Annotated in this window: 19 protein-coding genes; 7 read left to right on the top strand and 12 right to left on the bottom strand. The window is 63.4% G+C overall.

Features of this window, described 5'->3' with window-relative positions; genetic code table 11:
- Positions 1-46: 46 nt before the first annotated feature.
- The 7 genes from PVZ78_RS27795 to PVZ78_RS27765 all read left to right on the top strand — a co-directional run bounded on the left by PVZ78_RS27795 (position 47) and on the right by PVZ78_RS27765 (position 5,660).
- On the top strand, positions 47-1,441 hold the full coding sequence (locus tag PVZ78_RS27795) for an ethanolamine ammonia-lyase subunit EutB (protein WP_009051054.1): 1,395 nt from the start codon (positions 47-49) through the stop codon (positions 1,439-1,441).
- A 10-nt stretch (positions 1,442-1,451) separates the two neighbouring features.
- Entirely contained in the window at positions 1,452-2,276 is an 825-nt protein-coding gene (gene eutC / locus PVZ78_RS27790; protein ID WP_038635520.1) for an ethanolamine ammonia-lyase subunit EutC, read from the top strand.
- A gap of 107 nt (positions 2,277-2,383) precedes the next feature.
- On the top strand, positions 2,384-2,842 hold the full coding sequence (locus PVZ78_RS27785; RefSeq protein ID WP_009051056.1) for a GNAT family N-acetyltransferase: 459 nt from the start codon (positions 2,384-2,386) through the stop codon (positions 2,840-2,842).
- Positions 2,843-3,094: 252 nt separating this feature from the next.
- Positions 3,095-3,751, top strand: a complete 657-nt coding sequence (locus PVZ78_RS27780) for a DedA family protein (protein ID WP_007924093.1) — start codon at positions 3,095-3,097, stop codon at positions 3,749-3,751.
- Positions 3,752-3,756: 5 nt separating this feature from the next.
- The gene (locus PVZ78_RS27775) at positions 3,757-4,566 is read left to right on the top strand and encodes a zinc-dependent peptidase (RefSeq protein ID WP_053270003.1); all 810 of its coding nucleotides are present in this window, start codon (positions 3,757-3,759) and stop codon (positions 4,564-4,566) included.
- Positions 4,567-4,828: 262 nt separating this feature from the next.
- Positions 4,829-5,356 carry an inorganic diphosphatase gene (gene ppa, locus PVZ78_RS27770; protein WP_007933577.1) on the top strand — a complete coding sequence of 176 codons (528 nt, stop codon included), beginning with the start codon at positions 4,829-4,831 and terminating at the stop codon, positions 5,354-5,356.
- Positions 5,337-5,660, top strand: coding sequence for a hypothetical protein (locus tag PVZ78_RS27765; protein ID WP_273829610.1), 324 nt, complete (start codon positions 5,337-5,339; stop codon positions 5,658-5,660). The genes ppa and PVZ78_RS27765 overlap by 20 nt, the downstream gene beginning before the upstream one ends.
- A 119-nt stretch (positions 5,661-5,779) precedes the next feature.
- Here PVZ78_RS27765 and PVZ78_RS27760 read toward each other — a convergent pair whose 3' ends face one another.
- The 12 genes from PVZ78_RS27760 to PVZ78_RS27705 all read right to left on the bottom strand — a co-directional run bounded on the left by PVZ78_RS27760 (position 5,780) and on the right by PVZ78_RS27705 (position 17,379).
- Positions 5,780-6,655: a DUF6282 family protein gene (locus PVZ78_RS27760; RefSeq protein WP_038635522.1), complete on the bottom strand. Its 876-nt coding sequence runs from the start codon at positions 6,653-6,655 to the stop codon at positions 5,780-5,782.
- Positions 6,652-7,428, bottom strand: a complete 777-nt coding sequence (locus PVZ78_RS27755; RefSeq protein WP_037006020.1) for an alpha/beta hydrolase — start codon at positions 7,426-7,428, stop codon at positions 6,652-6,654. Before PVZ78_RS27755 ends, PVZ78_RS27760 begins: the two co-directional genes overlap by 4 nt.
- A gap of 36 nt (positions 7,429-7,464) precedes the next feature.
- Positions 7,465-8,439: an NAD(P)H-dependent flavin oxidoreductase gene (locus tag PVZ78_RS27750; protein WP_009051060.1), complete on the bottom strand. Its 975-nt coding sequence runs from the start codon at positions 8,437-8,439 to the stop codon at positions 7,465-7,467.
- Positions 8,440-8,519: 80 nt separating this feature from the next.
- Complete coding sequence (locus PVZ78_RS27745; RefSeq protein ID WP_009051061.1) at positions 8,520-8,891, bottom strand: antibiotic biosynthesis monooxygenase family protein; 372 nt, start codon at positions 8,889-8,891, stop codon at positions 8,520-8,522.
- A 38-nt stretch (positions 8,892-8,929) separates the two neighbouring features.
- Positions 8,930-9,460, bottom strand: coding sequence for a flavin reductase family protein (locus PVZ78_RS27740; RefSeq protein WP_009051062.1), 531 nt, complete (start codon positions 9,458-9,460; stop codon positions 8,930-8,932).
- Complete coding sequence (locus PVZ78_RS27735) at positions 9,457-10,632, bottom strand: LLM class flavin-dependent oxidoreductase (protein ID WP_053270033.1); 1,176 nt, start codon at positions 10,630-10,632, stop codon at positions 9,457-9,459. Before PVZ78_RS27735 ends, PVZ78_RS27740 begins: the two co-directional genes overlap by 4 nt.
- Before the next feature lie 73 nt (positions 10,633-10,705).
- Positions 10,706-11,413 (bottom strand): RraA family protein, encoded by a 708-nt coding sequence (locus PVZ78_RS27730; protein WP_009051064.1) that lies wholly within the window; start codon positions 11,411-11,413, stop codon positions 10,706-10,708.
- Positions 11,410-12,615: an isocitrate/isopropylmalate dehydrogenase family protein gene (locus PVZ78_RS27725; RefSeq protein ID WP_016702682.1), complete on the bottom strand. Its 1,206-nt coding sequence runs from the start codon at positions 12,613-12,615 to the stop codon at positions 11,410-11,412. Before PVZ78_RS27725 ends, PVZ78_RS27730 begins: the two co-directional genes overlap by 4 nt.
- Positions 12,615-13,643 (bottom strand): nucleoid-structuring protein H-NS, encoded by a 1,029-nt coding sequence (locus PVZ78_RS27720; protein ID WP_009051066.1) that lies wholly within the window; start codon positions 13,641-13,643, stop codon positions 12,615-12,617. Before PVZ78_RS27720 ends, PVZ78_RS27725 begins: the two co-directional genes overlap by 1 nt.
- Before the next feature lie 470 nt (positions 13,644-14,113).
- Positions 14,114-15,043: a LysR family transcriptional regulator gene (locus PVZ78_RS27715; RefSeq protein ID WP_016702681.1), complete on the bottom strand. Its 930-nt coding sequence runs from the start codon at positions 15,041-15,043 to the stop codon at positions 14,114-14,116.
- Between the two features lie 153 nt (positions 15,044-15,196).
- Complete coding sequence (locus PVZ78_RS27710; RefSeq protein ID WP_009051068.1) at positions 15,197-16,381, bottom strand: MFS transporter; 1,185 nt, start codon at positions 16,379-16,381, stop codon at positions 15,197-15,199.
- A complete protein-coding gene (locus tag PVZ78_RS27705; RefSeq protein ID WP_016702680.1) occupies positions 16,378-17,379 on the bottom strand; it encodes a zinc-dependent alcohol dehydrogenase family protein in 1,002 nt (333 codons plus the stop codon). Before PVZ78_RS27705 ends, PVZ78_RS27710 begins: the two co-directional genes overlap by 4 nt.
- Between the last annotated feature and the right edge of the window lie 65 nt (positions 17,380-17,444).

The following is a 17,444-nucleotide window of genomic DNA, read 5'->3' as shown; positions in this document are numbered from 1 at the left end:
AACCTCGACGCAGGGTTGGTTCCCTGCGTCGTCACGGAGAACCTGTATGGCAAGTTTCGCCCACACCGTCGGCGCCCAGACCTACCGCTTCGACAGCCTCAAGGACGTCATGGCCAAGGCCAGCCCGGCACGCTCCGGGGACTTCCTGGCCGGCGTCGCCGCCCTCAACGACGGCGAGCGGGTCGCCGCGCAAATGACCCTGGCGGACATTCCGCTCAAGCATTTCCTCGAAGAAGCACTGATTCCCTACGAAACCGATGAAGTCACCCGGTTGATCATCGACACCCACGACAAAGCCGCCTTCGCCACCGTCAGCCACCTCACGGTCGGCGGTTTCCGCGACTGGCTGCTCAGCGACGCCGCCGACGAACAGAGCCTGCGTGCCCTGGCCCCCGGGCTGACCCCGGAAATGGCCGCCGCCGTGTCGAAGATCATGCGCGTCCAGGACCTGGTGCTGGTGGCGCAAAAGATCCGCGTGGTCACCCGGTTCCGCGGCACCCTGGGACTGCGCGGGCGGCTGTCGACGCGCCTGCAACCCAACCACCCGACCGACGAACCGGCCGGCATCGCCGCGAGCATTCTCGACGGCCTGCTCTACGGCAACGGCGACGCCATGATCGGCATCAACCCGGCCACCGACAGCATCGCCTCGATCTGCGCCCTGCTGGAAATGCTCGACGCGATCATCCAGCGTTATGAAATCCCCACCCAGGCCTGCGTGCTGACCCACGTCACCACCTCCATCGAGGCGATCAACCGTGGCGTGCCGCTGGACCTGGTGTTCCAGTCGATCGCCGGCACCGAGGCGGCCAACGCCAGTTTCGGCATCAACCTCAATGTCTTGCAGGAAGGCTACGAGGCTGGCCTGAGCCTCAAGCGCGGCACCCTGGGGCAGAACCTGATGTATTTCGAAACCGGCCAGGGCAGCGCACTGTCGGCCAACGCGCACTTCGGCGTCGACCAGCAGACCTGCGAAACCCGCGCCTATGCGGTGGCCCGGCACTTCAAGCCGTTCCTGGTGAACACCGTGGTCGGCTTCATCGGCCCGGAGTACCTGTACAACGGCAAGCAGATCATCCGCGCCGGCCTGGAAGACCACTTCTGCGGCAAGCTGCTGGGCGTACCCATGGGTTGCGACATCTGCTACACCAACCACGCCGAAGCCGACCAGGACGACATGGACACCCTGCTAACCCTGCTGGGCGTGGCCGGGATCAACTTCATCATGGGCATCCCCGGCTCCGACGACATCATGCTCAACTACCAGACCACCTCCTTTCACGACGCGCTCTACGCCCGCCAGACCCTGGGCCTGAAACCGGCGCCGGAGTTCGAGCAGTGGCTGGCGAAAACCGGCATCTTCACCCAGCCCGACGGCAAGGTGCAGTTCGGCCACAACCTGCCGCCGGCCTTCCGCCAGGCACTGGCGCAGCTTCAGTAAGGACAGGCTTATGGACAAACACCCGACCGACAGCCAGAACCCCTGGCTGGAGCTGCGCCGCCTGACCCCGGCGCGCATCGCCCTGGGCCGCACCGGCACCAGCCTGCCCACCGGCGCCCAGCTGGACTTCCAGTTCGCCCACGCCCAGGCCCGCGATGCGGTGCACCTGCCCTTCGACCATGCCGGGTTGAGCAGCCAACTGGCCGAACGCGGTCGCGACAGCCTGCTGCTGCACAGCGCCGCCAGCGATCGCCACAGCTACCTGCAACGCCCGGACCTGGGGCGCAAGCTCAGCGACGCGTCGGCCCAGGCCCTGCGCGAGCACGCCTGCGCCAACCCGGGCGGGGTGGATCTGGCGGTGGTGGTAGCAGACGGTCTGTCGGCACTGGCAGTGCATCGCCATACCCTGCCGTTTCTCGCCCGTTTTGAAGAGCAGACCGAGGCCGAGGGCTGGTCGCTGTCACCGGTCATCCTGGTGGAACAGGGCCGGGTGGCGGTGGCCGACGAAATCGGCGAGCTGCTCGGCGCGAAAATGACCGTGATCCTGATCGGCGAACGCCCAGGCCTCAGCTCACCGGACAGCCTGGGGCTGTATTTCACCTACAACCCGAAGGTCGGGCTCACCGATGCCTATCGCAACTGCATCTCCAACGTGCGCCTGGAAGGCCTGGGCTACGGCATGGCGGCCCACCGTTTGCTGTACCTGATGCGCGAGGCCTGCAGGCGGCAGCTCTCGGGGGTCAACCTGAAAGACGAGGCCCAGGTGAACACCCTGGACAGCGACGCGCCCGACACCCTCAAGGGCAATTTCCTGCTGGGGCCTGCAAAGCCGTGACTTTTCGAGACGATTGCGCTTTTTCCACGCTTTAGGCAGCATCGAAACACGGCTGCCCGAGTAATGAACCGTTTGCCGTCGTATCCATTCGAAGTTGAGGACAACTCATGCGGATTACTCAAGCGACCCTCGAACACCTGGATCTGTTGACCCCCCTGTTCGTCAAATACCGCGAGTTCTATGGCGCCCTGCCTTTTCCGGACTCGTCCCGGGCCTTCCTGGAAAAGCGCCTGCGCCGCAAGGAGTCGGTGATCTACCTGGCCCTGCCCGACGATGACGACAAGAAACTCCTCGGTTTCTGCCAGCTCTACCCCAGCTTCTCCTCCCTGTCCCTCAAGCGCGTATGGATCCTCAACGACATCTATGTCGCCGAAGACGCTCGCCGCCAGCTGGTGGCCGACAACCTGATCCGCACCGCGAAGAAAATGGCCAAGGACACCCATGCCGTGCGCATGCGTGTTTCCACCAGCAGTGATAACGAAGTGGCGCAGAAAACCTATGAATCCATCGGTTTTCGCGAAGATACCGAGTTCAAGAACTACATATTGCCGATCAGCGACGACTAAGCCCCCATCTGGAACACCCCCATCCCCCCTTCGACAGCGCCTGCCAAGACGCTGTCGAAGGCCATGCTCTTTCGCCTCTGGCCAGTCAGCGCCGCCAAGACACTCCCCGCTACAAACTCAACGCCCATTTCACCTATCAGGTCTTATAATGCCGACCTTTTCGGGGCGTAAGATGAATCTGCGCCAGCTGTAAGTTTTTGCCCCAGTCATTGCACAGACCCGCCGAGTCGGGCCGTCACCACAGGTGCCTCAATGGATTTCAACCCGATCGACCTCATCCTCCATCTCGACGTTTACCTCGACATGTTGGTGACCAACTACGGGCCATGGATCTACGCCATCCTGTTCCTGGTGATTTTCTGTGAAACCGGCCTGGTGGTGACGCCGTTCCTGCCTGGCGACTCCCTGCTGTTCATCGCCGGCGCGGTCGCCGCCGGTGGCGCCATGGACCCGGTGCTGCTCGGCGGCCTGCTGATGCTGGCGGCGATCCTCGGCGACAGCACCAACTACATCATCGGCCGAACGGTCGGCGAGCGTTTGTTCAGCAACCCGAACTCGAAGATCTTCCGCCGCGACTACCTGCAAAAAACCCACGACTTCTACGACCGCCACGGCGGCAAAACCGTGACCCTGGCGCGTTTCCTGCCGATCATCCGCACCTTCGCCCCGTTCGTCGCCGGCGTGGCCAAGATGCCTTACCCGCGTTTCTTCGCCTTCAGCGTGGCCGGCACCATCCTCTGGGTCGGCGGCCTGGTGACCCTCGGCTACTTCTTCGGCAACGTACCGTTCATCAAGAAAAACCTGTCGCTGCTGGTGGTGGGCATCATCCTGCTGTCGCTGGTGCCGATGATCATCGGCGTGGTGCGCAGCCGCCTGGGCCGCTCGGCAGCAAAGGCCGAAAGCCACTGATCGGTATGTGGCCCCTCAGCACCTGGCGCCGCCGGCGTCGGCTGGCCAAGCACCCGATTGCCGATGAAATGTGGCAACGGGTGCGCCAGCACCTGCCCTTTCTCGATGGCCTGAGCGCTGCCGAGGACCAATGGCTGCGGGAAACCAGCGTCCTGTTTCTCTCCGACAAGCACCTGAGCGCCCTGCCCGGGGTCGAGCTGCACCAGTTCGAGCGCCTGCTGCTGGCCGCCCAGGCCCAGTTGCCGCTGCTGCACCTGGGGGATTTGAACTGGTACCAGGGCTTTCACGAAATCGTCCTCTACCCCGACGACTTCCTCAGCCCCCAGCGCCATCGCGATGCCAGCGGTGTCGAACATGAATGGGACGGCGAACACAGCGGTGAAGCCTGGCAACAGGGCCCGATCATCCTGGCCTGGCCCGGCGTGCTCGCCAGCGGCGGCTGGGAAGCCTACAACCTGGTGATCCACGAGCTGGCGCACAAGCTGGACATGCTCAACGGCGATGCCAACGGCCTGCCGCCGCTGCACAGCGACATGCGCATCAGCGACTGGGCCCAGGTAATGCAGGCGGCCTACGACGACCTCAATCGCCAGCTCGACCACAACCCGGACGCCGAAACCGCCATCGATCCTTACGCCGCGGAAAACCCCGCGGAATTCTTCGCCGTCACCAGCGAATACTTCTTCAGTGCCCCGGACCTGCTCCATGAGGCCTATCCGAAGGTCTACGAGCAACTGCAGCTGTTTTACCGGCAGAATCCCCTGGCCCGGCTCCAGCAACTGCAGGCCAGCGACCCGCACTACCAGCAACACTGAGGTGTCCACCAGAGCCAGTCCGCTGGCGAAATAATCGCCGGCCCTGACGAGTGCCTCTGAACTAAACGCGCCGCAGCGACTCTTCTTTTCGCAAGCAATCGAGCGTCGCGAGCCGCTCCTGCGCAGGGTTTTCGGCGTTTGGCCCAAGGCGTCCATACGTCCTTCGGTACGTGGCATAGCCCTTGGAATATGCCTATAATCGCCGCCACTTTTTGGTCAATCCGGCCAAGACATTTTGGTCAACTAACGGGGGCATCGCCCAATGAGCTACAGCAAGATTCCGGCTGGCAAAGACCTGCCGAACGACATCTACGTCGCAATCGAGATTCCGGCCAACCACGCGCCGATCAAATACGAAATCGACAAAGACAGCGATTGCCTGTTCGTTGACCGTTTCATGGCCACCCCGATGTTCTACCCGGCCAACTACGGCTACATCCCGAACACCCTGGCCGACGACGGTGACCCCCTCGACGTGCTGGTAGTCACTCCTTACCCGGTTGCTCCAGGCTCGGTGATCCGCGCCCGTCCGGTCGGCATCCTGAACATGACCGACGACGGCGGCGGCGACGCCAAAGTCATCGCTGTTCCTCACGACAAGCTGTCCCAGCTGTATGTCGACGTGAAGGAATACACCGACCTGCCAGCACTGCTGATTCAGCAGATCGAGCACTTCTTCGCGAACTACAAGGATCTCGAAAAAGGCAAGTGGGTGAAGATCGAAGGCTGGGACGGCGCAGACGCCGCCCGCGCCGCGATCACGAAGTCGGTTGCCGCCTACAAAGGCTAAAAAGCAGCTGCACGCTTGCAGCGACAAGCCTCAAGAAAAAGCCCCGGTCATCCGGGGCTTTTTTATGCCTGCCGAATATTGCCCCTCCCTCAAACGCCAAACACCTGGGTTTTCTGCCCGCCAACAGCTCTTCGCGCTGGGAATTCTCCTCGAATATCAGTATGCTGCGCCCCACCTTTGCGCATCGACCTGTTCAACCGGTCAGATCCGCCCGACGCGGCAGATGATTTTCTCGCCAAGTCCCACAGCCAGCCGCAAGAGCTGGGTGTACGTTTTGCAGGCTGGTGCGGTTTACCAAAAATGAACCAAGCCAGTCCCCGAGAAGCCGGCCACAAGCCGGCTTTTTAATGCCTGGAATTTGCCCTCCCCTGCGCGAACGGCCCTCAGCGCCCGGAGCGGCAGCCGCTGCGCGCCGTTAGGCCGTCAATGGCTGAGCATCTGCAACGGGGCGCTGCGGGTAATCGACTCTATGCGCTGCGCGCCAAGCCCGAACTCCTTGAACCATTGGCGGCTCAGGTCCAGCCATGGGCGAATGTCCGGCTGGCTGGTCTGGCCCAGGTCCGAGCTGTAGACCACCCGTGGCAACTCGCGCAATACCTCGCCGAAATCCTCCTTGCTCTGGTAGCCCAGCAAGTAGGTCAGCGCGGTCTGCTCGATGTAGAGCGAAGGCAGGCTCTTGAGCTCAAGAAGGTCGGCCGCACTCAGCCCGGTCAGCGGATTGGCCGGCTGGTTGAGCATCAACCGCGGCACCTGCAGCCGATCCGCCGCCGCTACCAGCAAAAGCACCTCCTCGCGATTGGCGTGGCCGGTGGAGATCACCACCGGATAATCCCGGCTCATCCGCAACACATCCAGGGTGGCGCGGTTCAATCGCTGGCGGTCATCGCTGACGGTCAGCGGCTTCACGGGGCGCTGGCCAAGGATCGGGTGGCTCAACTCCCTAGCCAGCCGGCTGGTATGCGAGCGTCCCGTCACAGTGGGCAAATGCACGATAAAACGCAGGTCGGCGGCGCCATGCTGGCACAGCGAGCGTTCGACCACCCGCCAGTCGATGCCGCCGGCAATCTCGTTGAGCACGATCGAACCGGACACCGGCAACCCTTGCTGGCGGGCCTCCCAGGCCTGGGCCGCGGTACAGCCCAGGTGGTTCTTGAGCACCACCCAGCCGTCCTGCGCCTGATACTCGCTACCGGCCCGCAGCGCGCTGTGACGCCGCAGATAAGCATCAGGGCCGGCATGGTAATGGACATCGATGAAGCGTGCCCGGGCGGGCTCGGTTACCGCTGTCGACGCGCTCATGCATGGGCCTCCAGGTCGATCCCCAGATGGCTGCGCACGCTGGCGCGCACCCGCGCCAGGTCATCCAGCAGCGGACGCATGCCCGCACCGGGAACGCCCACCGCCAGATGCTGCGCGGACGCCTGGAAACTGACATTGGTCGCCCTGACCAGCTGCGAACTCTCGCCGAAGATGCTCAACAAGCGCCCCGGCCAGGCCGAGACCTGCGGCTCCACATTGAGTTCGTTCAACAGGCGGAACCCCTGGTTCAGGCGCCGCCCGGCCTGCTCGTCGGCCGTCGCCGCTGACGCCGGCTGGCGCGCCGCCGGTTTCGCCCGGGCCGGCAACACCCATTGATCGAGCAGCATCAGGGCGGTATCGACATCCCCGGCGCTGGCCAGGTCGGCCATAGCCCCCAGGCGCCGGTCGAGGATCTTGTCGGCCCGGGTCGGCGAGGAAATCAGTAGCGCCTGCGCCGCCTGCCGGCCCACAGCGGTCGCCAGCAGCCCCTGGACCACCGCACCGCCCAGGGCGGACCCGGCGATCAGGGCGATCGGCCCCAGCGGTTCGAGCACCCCGGCCCAGCGCTGGGTGAAGTCGGCAAACGGCTCATCGTCGTCGGTCAGCAGCGAGAGCGTGTCGAAGATGACCACCCGATAGCCTTTATCGACCAGCGACTGGGTCAGGGGGGCAAAAAACTGGCCTTCGTCCCAGGTGGGCATGACCGGCGACATCACCACCACCAGTTCCGGGCCCAGGCCAAACTGCACATGTACGGGAGCATTGCTGTTCATATCGATTCCTTTGGGCAAGAACACAGGGCGTGCGGCTCAGGCGAACCGTCGGCCGGCAACACGCAGCGCCTGCTCCGCGCCCCGCACGGTCTGCTCGACGATGGTGGCGGCGGGCAGGACATCGTTGATCAGGTCGGCGACTTCACCGGTCCAGATGGCGCGCACGTCGGTGTTGTCTTCGCGCAGCGCTTGCGCGTAGTCCTCGGCCACGCTGGCCGGCGCCCGCACCAGTTCCTGCTCGAACCCCACCCAGCGTGCGGTGAAGTCGTTGGCCAGGGCCCGACCGCTGTACTGCTCGGGCCATTCGATACCGCGCACCAGATCGAACGCACGGGTGCGCACCAGGTCGCCAGCGGTGGCCTGGAGCAGGCGCTGCTTGACCTTGGCGGACGGCAGCGCTTCGTCGCTGGCCAGGAAACGCGTGCCCAGCATGGCCCCGTCGGCCCCCAGCAAAAGTGCCGCGGCCAGCCCCCGGCCATCGGCGATGCCGCCGGCGGCGATCAGTACCGCATCCTCGCCCACCGCATCGCGCACGGCCGGCAGCAAAGGCAAGGAGGCTCGCCGCAAGCTATGCCCGCCGGCTTCGGCACCCTGCACGATCAAGGCATCGGCCCCGGCATCCAGCGCGGCCAGCGCCTGATCGACGTCATGCACCTGAACGATGGCCAGCGCACCGCTGTCCTTGATCGGGGCAATAAAGGGCCGGGCATCGCCAAACGACAAGGCGACCACGTCGGGCCCATAGGACAGGGCCAGGTCCAGCAGTTCGAAGCGCTTGGCCACGGTGAACATCACCAGGCCGACGCCCCAGGGTTCCTCGACGTCGCTCATCAGCGCCAGCTCGGTTTTCATCCAGTCCGGATCGCCATAGCTGGCCCCGACCAGGCCAAGCCCGCCGGCCCGGGAAACCGCGGCGGCGAGTCGCCCGCCAGCAGCACCGCCCATGGGCGCCAGCACCACCGGATGGCTGATGTTCAACAGTCGGGTCAGCGCGGAATCAAAATTGCTCACGGTGTATCTCCTTGATGTACCGATAAAAGTCGCTGAACGACGGGCCCGCGACACCCAGCATGGGCGGGCCCGCCTTCCCCTCAGGCGAGCGCCGCGGCCACCGGGGCAGTGGCGGCCGGAATGTAGTCGTTGACCTTGTAGAGGTGGAACTCCCAGGTGCCGGTTTCCTTCAGCCGGGAATAACGCGACATGAACTGCTCATCGGAGAACAGAGAGTCAAACTCCTCCTTGCTGCTCCATTGCGCCTGATTGATCACGGTCTTGCCGTCGATACTCTTGAACAGGCGGCTCCACTGGAACGACGGATAGTTCTGCGCCACATAACCCACGGCCGAACGCAGTACGTCGAGGGCGGCGTCCTGCTGCCCCTCGAATACATGTACGACGTTGACCAGGAAAATCGCATCGCTCTCATCGGCGGTAGGTGCATCGAATGCAGTCAGGTTGCTCATGTTGCCTCCAGGCAAAAAACAGAATGGTCGGGGCCAGATCAGTGAATCAGCTCGCAGGACTGGGCCGGCTTGCCGTCCTGCCAGAGCAGGGGCGAAATGCGCTCGTTGACGCGCGACTTCTCGACCCGTCCGACAATCACCTCGTGGGTGGCGTAGGACAGCCGCGCATCGACGCTGCAGAACAGCGTCGCCTGGGCATCCGACAGATACGGCAAGTCGTCGGCAGACTCCCATTGGCCATGTTCGAAGCGCGCACTGCCCTTGAGCTGGCCGGCGAAGATGCCGACCAGCCGGCTTTGCGTGGCATCGAGCAGGTTCACGCTGAAACGCTGGTTGGCCAGCAGCGGCTGGTACAGGCTGGCCGTGCGGTTGATGCAGATCAGCAGCGACGGCGGTTCGGTGCACAGCGAGCTGACCGCCGTGGCGACCATGCCGCTGCGCGTGCCATCGACGCCGGTGGCGATGATGGAAACCGTGCTGGTCAGGCGCCGCATGGCGCGCTTGAAGTCCTCGGCCAGCGCCTGCTCGGAGGGCTCGACGGCCAGCGCCAAAGCGCTGCGGGCACTCATGCGACCGCTCCGATGATGACCCTGGAGCTGTTATGGGGCTGGCGCAGGCCGGCCTCTTCCATGCGCGGCAGGACGTCCTGGAGAAACTCGTCGAGGCCGCTCTTGTAGTCGAGCCAGGTCAGGCAGATGCCATCGATGCCCAGGTCGCTGTAGCGCTGGAACTGCTCGGTGATCATTTCCGCGGTCCCGACCAGGGGCACCCCGGCGAACCCGGCCTTGAAGTGGAAGCGGAAGCGCTCGGCGTCCTCGGTGTTGGCGAACATGCCGCTCTGGATGCCGATCTCCGAGGTGACGTTATCCAGGGCGACTTCATCGCCGTGCTGATTGACGTAGTAGTCGAGGTACTTCTCGGCTTCTTCCAGGCTGTCCTTCTGCACCACGTAGGAGTAGACCCAGATCTGGATCTCGCGGCCGAATTCCAGGCGAGCCAGGTCGCGGTAGGCCTTGATCTGCGCGCGAATGGTGTCGTCGTCATCCTCGTGCTTGAGGATCAGGAACGCCGCGTCGCAATGCTCGGCGCAGAACCTGCGGCCGCGCTCGGAACCCCCGGCATTCATCAGGAACGGCTGGTTCAGCGGCTTGGGCTGGGCAAAGCCCTGGGCGATATTGAAGAAGTCGCCCTTGTGGTCGAAGTTGCCCGGTTCGTTCCAGGCCAGCCGGGCGATTTTCAGCCACTCGTCGGCGTGGTCGTAGCGCCGGTCATGCTCCAGCTGCACCCCGCCGTTGAACATGCCCATCTCCTTGCCGTACCAGCCGCAGATCATGTTCAGGCCGAAGCGACCGCCGCTGATATGGTCGATGGTCGCGGCCTGCTTGGCAGCGAACAGCGGATGCACGGTCGACAGGTGCGAGGTGGTGAACAGCGCGATCTGTTCGGTCACCGACGCCAGCCCCGCCGCCCAGGTATAGGTTTCGAACGACACCCCCATCGGATCGCTGGCACCGCCCCAGCCGCGCCAGCGGCCCACCGGCAGCAGCAGTTCCAGACCAGCCTTGTCGGCTTTCCTGGCGACTTCCAGGTTGCCGCTCCAGTCAGAGGCGTCCAGGCGCTCCGGGACCGTGGTCAGGGTGCAGCCACCCTCGATATTGAGGGCGAAGACCCCCAGCTTGATTTTGTTGGTGCTGCTGCGCATCGGGTTGGTCTTGATCTTTGCCGGATGATTCGAAGTCATTACTGCTCTCCTTGATCGAGGAACGTGACGCGTCGTTTCGCATCACGCCTGTGCATCGCACGCAGGTTGCCGCTCAGGCGGCACTCGGGGTTTTCGCCTCGGCCGCGAGCCATGGCTGGTCATAGCGGTGCAGGCGGCGCGCCTCCGCCAGCGACAGGCCCTGGCTGACCGACGCGATGATGTCGCGCTCGGTCTTTTCCACGGCAATGGCGCGCTTGATGACCTCTTCGGCCTTGTCGATGGGGATCACCAGGCAACCGCTGGCATCGCCGACGATCAGATCGCCGGGATGGATGGTCACGCCGCTGACCTCGACCGCCACCTGGGTGGCCTTGAGCTGCACGCGGTTCTTGCCCGACTGCATGAACCGCCCGCGGCTGAACAGCGGGTAATTGAGGCGGGTCACGGTGTCGATATCCCGCGCGACCCCGTCGATCAAGGTGCCGCGCACGTTCCGCTGCACCGCCACGTGGGTCAGGATGTCGCCCCAGACCGTGGCGTCCAGCCGCCCGGCGTTGCTGGAAACCACCACCGAGCCAGGCGGCACCTCATCGATGTAGTTGGCGGCGTTCTTGAAACCGTCGTTCTGGTTGACCGGCTCGTAGAGCACGGTAAAGGCGAAGCCGCTGCACCGGGTGCCGGGCACTTGCTGGATGATGCCCAGCAACCCGGCGTCGATGCCGAGGCTGTCGAGGGCATCGCTCAGCGAGGCGGTATCCAGCGCGGCACATTGTTCCAGCAGGGAGGCGCGCTGTTGCTCCGAGAGTGAAGAGGTGCTCATGCATGACTCCTTGCGGGCAAAGCCCGAGCGTTTTCGGTATTCGGGATGAGTTGGCGAAGGTTGGCCACGCTCCGCCGGATGATGGCCGCGGCGCATTGCCCGGTGGTCGCCTGGCCGCCACTGTCGTAGGTCTGGCAGTCGTGCCTGACCACCTGCGTCACCGCCTGCTCGATGGCCTGGGCCTGGGCGTGGTAACCCAGGTGTTCGAGCAGCAGGGCCAGGGACAGGAACATCGCGCTGGGGTTGGCCTTGTCCTGGCCGACATGGGCCGGGGCGCTGCCATGCACCGGCTCGAAGTAGGCCCCGGCGTCGCCGATGTTCGCGCTGGGCGCGAACCCCAGCCCGCCCATGACCCCGGCCCCGAGGTCGGAAAGGATGTCGCCGAACATGTTCTCCGCGACGATCACTCCAAAGCGCTCCGGACGACGGATCATCCACAGCGCCACGGCGTCGACGTTGTCGATGTTGTAGGCGATATCCGGGTAGTGCGCGGCCACCTCCTCGAGGATCCCCCTGGCGAACGCACCGCTGTAGCGCAGCACATTGGGCTTGTCCGCCAGGGTCACGCGCTGGTAGTCATGCTGGCGGGCGTATTCGAAGGCGAAGCGAAACAGCCGGGTCAGGCCGGCCCGGGTCTGCAGCCGCACCGTCATGGTCGCGTCCTCGGCGCTATCGCGGCTCCACGGCGCCCCGGCCAGTTCCCGTGCCTTGAGCAGCGGCTCGAATTCGGCGGGGATCGAGGCAAAGTCGAGACCGGCGTAAAGCCCCTCGGTGTTCTCGCGGATTACCGTGAAACGGAACCGCCCCTCACCGAGTACATCGGTGACCGGCCGCACGTTGGCATACAGGCTCAGGCGCTGGCGTAGCTGGATCACCGGCGAGACGTACACCCGCGAGGTGTTGCGCAGGGCCTCGGGCAATTCCTTCTCGGCTTCCTGCAGGGCCTTGCTGGTGATGGCGCCGAGCAGCGTGGCGTCGGCCGCGGCGATCTTCGCCCAGGTCTCGGCCGGGACCGGATCCCCGCCGGTGCGCCAGCACTCCCAGCCGATCTGGCCGAAGTCCAGGTCGATGGGCAGCTCCAGGGCATCGAAGATCGGCAGTATGGCCTCGACGACTTCACTGCCGATGCCGTCCCCGGGCAGCACGCAGACTCGATGACGCGTCGGTTTGCCCGACTGCGCCGATTGCTGGAGTGCGCTCATCACATCTTTCCTTCGGCGGACAGATGAGCCGGGAAGCTGGACCGGGAAATCACCAGCGGCCGTACCGCGTGCCGCTGGATCAGGTCCTGCTCGTGCATCGCCCGGAGCGCCTGGAATGTCGAGCTGATCTGCAGCCGGGACATGGTGTCCTCCAGCCGCTGCTGAACATCGAAAGGCAAGTTGTAGGCACCCAGCATCACATCCATGAGCGGGGTCGGCAGGCTGCTCAGTGGAACGCTCTGCGCGGTGTATTCGGACAACTGCAGGGCCTTGACCAAGTCGTAGCCATTGGCACTTCCGACCCGTTCCAGATAGGCGATAAACATGCCCAGGTGCAAGTTGCCCGCGCCCTTGCCCATGCCGCAAATCGAAGTGTCGATATATTCGGCACCGGCCTCGACGGCCGCGATGGAGTTGGAAAGCGCCAGGGAAAGATTATTGTGCGCATGGAACCCCAGGGGCACATGGACTCTTCTGGATATCCGACTGACTAGCCGTTCGACATCATCCGGAATCATATTGCCATTAGAGTCGGCGAAATAAATGACATCGGCCCCGGCGCCTTCCGCGCGCAATGCCATATCCGTCACGGTTCCCGGTGTTTGCGTGGTGATGTGGGTGATATTGGCGCTGGCCTGAAAGTTGAACGACTTGGCCAACTCGATAGTTGCCACGCCTTGTTCAAGTTGCTCGGCACGCAAACACACCCGGATCATTCCGACGCCATGTTCGGCGAGCATTTCAAAGTCTTCGCCCGTCACATTACGCGGATGCACCATGACACACAGCCCTAGTTGACCGCGCGCGGCACGACGCAGCGATTCAATATATTCAGGGCTGACCGAACTGCTCAGTCCGTGTTCTTTCTTGCGTATGAAAGAACCGTTGCAATAACCGATCTCGGCATGCCCAACCCCCACGTCGACAAGGTGTCCGACGGCATTGGCGGCATAATCGGTGGTGAACTCGAAGTTGTTACGATAACCACCATCACGGAGCGTTACATCAATAATCTTTACGTTATTCATGATCCCAATTCCTTCTGTGAGCTCGCTATAAAACTCTGGAAGCGCACGCAAGTACGTCCCGGGTTTCGTTAGTAGTAACGTGACCGTAATGCAGGATTATTCCCAAACGCTTTTTACAGGCATGAGTCGAGGGCCAGAGAGGCCAAGAGCAGAACTTGATAAATGTTTTTTCAACATCAGAGCTTCGACGGCCAGCGAATCAATATCGTTGGACAATCGAATTCTTCGCTGTTTTTTTTATTATGGTTTCAGACCGCAACCGGAGAAGCGTGTGCCGTATCCGGGTGGGGGACTTTTGAAAACCCTGGCATGGGTTTTCAACCGTCGGGGGAGCAAGCATGTTTCTTGTTATGGGGCTGATACTGAAATCTGCCCGCTTGTTTGTAAACTCCCCGTATTTACCCTGGGGGGTTAAAAAATTCACCTTGTGTTAACACCAGACTGAACTACGCCCCCCTGTAAAAACGCTTTTAAAAGAATTGCTCAGTTGGAAAGCAGCTGACCAGGAAGTCCATTAACGAACGAATGGGTGCCTCTTTGCGCAAATCCTCATGAACCACTAGCCAGATATCGATCATCAAGTCCGCATAATGAAACTGCGCCTTTGCCAATTCGGGGTCTTTCAGGCCATAGAAGTTGGGCAGCAAGGCAATGCCGATGCCGGCGCGGGCCGCCGAGGCCTGGACTTCGAGACTTCTGGCGCGCAGCACTACCGGGCGCTCCCCGGCGACCTCGCGCAACCACATCTGTTGCCGGGAGTGCTCCATGCTGTCGTCATAGACGATGTATTCGTACTGCTCGCTGGTGTGCTCCGCCAGGTAGCCCTGGCTGCCGTACAGGCCGAAAGACACCGTCCCTATCTTGCGCGCCACCAGGTCCATCTGGGTCGGCCGGCACAGGCGGATCATCAGGTCCGGCTCGGGATTGCACAGCGTGCCGATATCGTCCTGCATCAACAGGCTGACATTGATCGACGGGTGTTCACGGCGCAGGCGCCCCAGGTGCGGGGCGATGAATTCCGAGGTCAGCAACGGCGGCGCGCTGACCGCGAGATCGGCGACCATCTCGGTCTGCACGGAGAGCGCCACCTTGGAAATCGCCTTGGCGTCCTTCTGCATCCGCCCGGCGATTTCCGCGATGCGGTGGCCGAACGGCGTGATCTCGTAGTTGCGTTTGCGCCGGTCGACCAGCTTGAGGTTCAGCGACGATTCCAGCGCCGCTATCCGTCGCGCCACCGTGGCATGCTCGACGCCCAGCTCGCGTGCCGCGCTGCTGAGCGACTGGGTGCGGGCGAAGGTGACGTAATGGCGAAGGTTTTCCCAGTCGAACATGCTGCTGTCGCGCGACTCCAGCCCCGTGGGCCAGTTGCAGGAGGGGTTGGACACAGTCAAGGGATTCATGAGGCCTCGATCGATTCTCAATGGAAAAACAACCCAGGCGGTCGACCCAAAGGCTTCCATCCTGGAGATCCTTGGTTGGGAACGTAAAGCCGATGCCAGCCGCGCACGGATGAAAAAACCCTCATCCGTGCGGGCCACCCTGCATCGTAGAACTCAGTCTGCCGCGACGGGCGCGCCTCCCTTGCGCGGTGCGGCACTGAAAAACAGGACTTTGACCACGATGACCATCAAGGCCAGCGCGGCGAACAGCAAACCACTGTAGAGAGTGCCCTGCAAGCCCAGGCGCGCCAGAAACCAGCCGCCAGTTGTCGACCCTATGGTCACGCCCAGATTGATGAACGAGATATAGATGCCGGTGGCGAACTCCGGGGCCTCCGGCGCTTCGGAGGTCAGCCAGATCTGCGTGACGATCAGCCCGCTGGTATGGGTCGCGCCCCAGATCACCACGATCACCAGCATGGTCAGCAGCGACGGGCCGGCGAACAGGTACAGCAAGCCGTAGGCGCCCGCCAGCAGGATCGGGTGCAGGATCGTCGTGCGGACCATGTTCTGGCCGATCAGCTTGCCGGCATACAGGTTGCCGGCAACGCCGCCGATACCGAAGACCACCAGCAGGATGCTGATCAGTTGCGCGCTCATCCCGGCTTCCCGGGCCAGGTACTCGGCCGAATAGCTGTACACGGAGAACATCGCGGCAAAGATCAGCGTCGAGGCGGTAATGTTCAGCCACAGCGGGAATTTGCGCAGGATGGCCAGTTGGTCGCCATAGGACACGGCCCGATTGCCGGGCGCGTCCGGCAGCCTGGCGATGATCCCCAGGCCGGCGATGCAGTTGACCAGGGCGCAGAACAGGAACGACGCCTCGTAGGAGAATTGCGCGGCGACCAGCGTCGTCAGCGGCACCCCCAGCACCATGCCCATGCTGGTGCCGACGAACGCCTTGGCCGCGGCACGGGTCGACTCTCCAGGCGGATAGAGCGAGGTGGCCGCGACGAAGGCCAGGGAAAAATACACCGGGTGAAACAGCGCCGGGATGATGCGCAGCACCATCAGCGATTCGAAGTTCGGCGCATAGGCCGACAACACGCTGGTGCCGGCAAAGACGAACAGCGCGAGGGTCAGGACCTTCTTGCGGTTGAAGCGCGACAGCAGCAACACCATGATCGGGCCGCAGGCCGCGATGATCAGCGCGAACAGCCCTACCAGCAGCCCCGCCTGCGAAGCACTGATGGCGAAGCGCTCGATGATCACCGGCAGGATCCCGACCACGCCGAACTCGATGGTGTAGACGCCGAACAGGCCCAGGGCCAGGAAGTAGATCGGATGGAGCATTTTCATGACGCGGACTCCAGCGTGACCACCACCTTGCCGAACTGATCGCCGGCCTCCAGGTAACGGTGGGCATCGACGATCTGCTCGAAGGCGAAGGTCCGGGCAATCACCGGGCGCAACGTCCCCGCCTCCAGGCCGGCGATCACATAGGCCTTGCCAGCCTCGAGCAACTCAGGCCGGGAGGTGATCTCGTGCAGCAGGTAGCCGCGCAGCGTCAGGCTCTTGCTCAGGACCTTGAACAGCGGGAAAGGCGACGGCTCGCTGCTCAAGGCGCCATACACCAGGATGATCCCGCCGCGGGCCGCGGCATCGACCAGTTGTTCCAGGAACGGCCCACCCACCGGATCGAAGATCACCCGGGCGCCCTGGCCCGAGGTAATCCGCTCGACCTGTCGATTGAAGTCCGCCTGCTCGCTGGTCAGCACATGCGCCGCGCCGGCCGCCAGCAACTGTTCGTGCTTGGCCGCGGTGCGGCTGACGGCGATCGGGATCGCCCCGACCTGGTTGGCAATCTGGATCGCCGCCAGGCCGACACTGCTCGAAGCGGCCGTGATCAGCACGAATTCCCCCGGCTGCAGGGCGGCAACCTGGATCAACGCGCCCCAGGCCGTGACGTACTGCATCCATACCGCCGAGGCCTCGGCGAACGACAGGCTGGCGGGATGCTTGACCAGCATCGCGGCCGGCAGCACCGCGAGTTCGGCATAGGTGCCCCACTGCGCGATCGAGATCGGCGGCACAAGGCTGACGATATCGCCCACCGCGAACTCGCCGGCCCGGGCACCGACGGCCTCGACGATGCCCGCCGCCTCATACCCCAGTCGGGAAGGAAACTCGGCCTGTTCCAGGTACTGGCCGGAACGGAACATCGACTCCGCCCGGTTCAGGCCGATCGCCTTGACGCTGATCCGTACCTCATCGGGCCCCGGAGCGGGAACCTCGATGTCATCGATCCTGAGTACTTCAGGACCACCGTATTGGCTAAAACGCACGACGCGTGTCATTGACTGTCCCCTTGTTTCATTGATTGCAGATGACTGTAGAGTGCTTGCGAATCCTGAAAAACCGC

This window comes from Pseudomonas sp. SBT1-2, assembly GCF_028640875.1.
Taxonomy (GTDB): domain Bacteria; phylum Pseudomonadota; class Gammaproteobacteria; order Pseudomonadales; family Pseudomonadaceae; genus Aquipseudomonas; species Aquipseudomonas chlororaphis_I.
The sequence above is the reverse complement of the archived record's forward strand: the minus strand, read 5'-3'. Positions and strand labels throughout refer to the sequence as shown.

Excerpts from the sequence above, each read along its gene's own strand:
- PVZ78_RS27795 (WP_009051054.1), top strand. The coding sequence starts at position 47 with ATGGCAAGTTTCGCCCACACCGTCGGCGCCCAGACCTACCGCTTCGAC.
- eutC (WP_038635520.1), top strand. The coding sequence starts at position 1,452 with ATGGACAAACACCCGACCGACAGCCAGAACCCCTGGCTGGAGCTGCGC.
- PVZ78_RS27785 (WP_009051056.1), top strand. The coding sequence starts at position 2,384 with ATGCGGATTACTCAAGCGACCCTCGAACACCTGGATCTGTTGACCCCC.
- PVZ78_RS27780 (WP_007924093.1), top strand. The coding sequence starts at position 3,095 with ATGGATTTCAACCCGATCGACCTCATCCTCCATCTCGACGTTTACCTC.
- PVZ78_RS27775 (WP_053270003.1), top strand. The coding sequence starts at position 3,757 with ATGTGGCCCCTCAGCACCTGGCGCCGCCGGCGTCGGCTGGCCAAGCAC.
- ppa (WP_007933577.1), top strand. The coding sequence starts at position 4,829 with ATGAGCTACAGCAAGATTCCGGCTGGCAAAGACCTGCCGAACGACATC.
- PVZ78_RS27760 (WP_038635522.1), bottom strand. The coding sequence starts at position 6,655 with ATGAGCGCGTCGACAGCGGTAACCGAGCCCGCCCGGGCACGCTTCATC.
- PVZ78_RS27755 (WP_037006020.1), bottom strand. The coding sequence starts at position 7,428 with ATGAACAGCAATGCTCCCGTACATGTGCAGTTTGGCCTGGGCCCGGAA.
- PVZ78_RS27745 (WP_009051061.1), bottom strand. The coding sequence starts at position 8,891 with ATGAGCAACCTGACTGCATTCGATGCACCTACCGCCGATGAGAGCGAT.
- PVZ78_RS27740 (WP_009051062.1), bottom strand. The coding sequence starts at position 9,460 with ATGAGTGCCCGCAGCGCTTTGGCGCTGGCCGTCGAGCCCTCCGAGCAG.
- PVZ78_RS27735 (WP_053270033.1), bottom strand. The coding sequence starts at position 10,632 with ATGACTTCGAATCATCCGGCAAAGATCAAGACCAACCCGATGCGCAGC.
- PVZ78_RS27730 (WP_009051064.1), bottom strand. The coding sequence starts at position 11,413 with ATGAGCACCTCTTCACTCTCGGAGCAACAGCGCGCCTCCCTGCTGGAA.
- PVZ78_RS27725 (WP_016702682.1), bottom strand. The coding sequence starts at position 12,615 with ATGAGCGCACTCCAGCAATCGGCGCAGTCGGGCAAACCGACGCGTCAT.
- PVZ78_RS27720 (WP_009051066.1), bottom strand. The coding sequence starts at position 13,643 with ATGAATAACGTAAAGATTATTGATGTAACGCTCCGTGATGGTGGTTAT.
- PVZ78_RS27715 (WP_016702681.1), bottom strand. The coding sequence starts at position 15,043 with ATGAATCCCTTGACTGTGTCCAACCCCTCCTGCAACTGGCCCACGGGG.
- PVZ78_RS27710 (WP_009051068.1), bottom strand. The coding sequence starts at position 16,381 with ATGAAAATGCTCCATCCGATCTACTTCCTGGCCCTGGGCCTGTTCGGC.
- PVZ78_RS27705 (WP_016702680.1), bottom strand. The coding sequence starts at position 17,379 with ATGACACGCGTCGTGCGTTTTAGCCAATACGGTGGTCCTGAAGTACTC.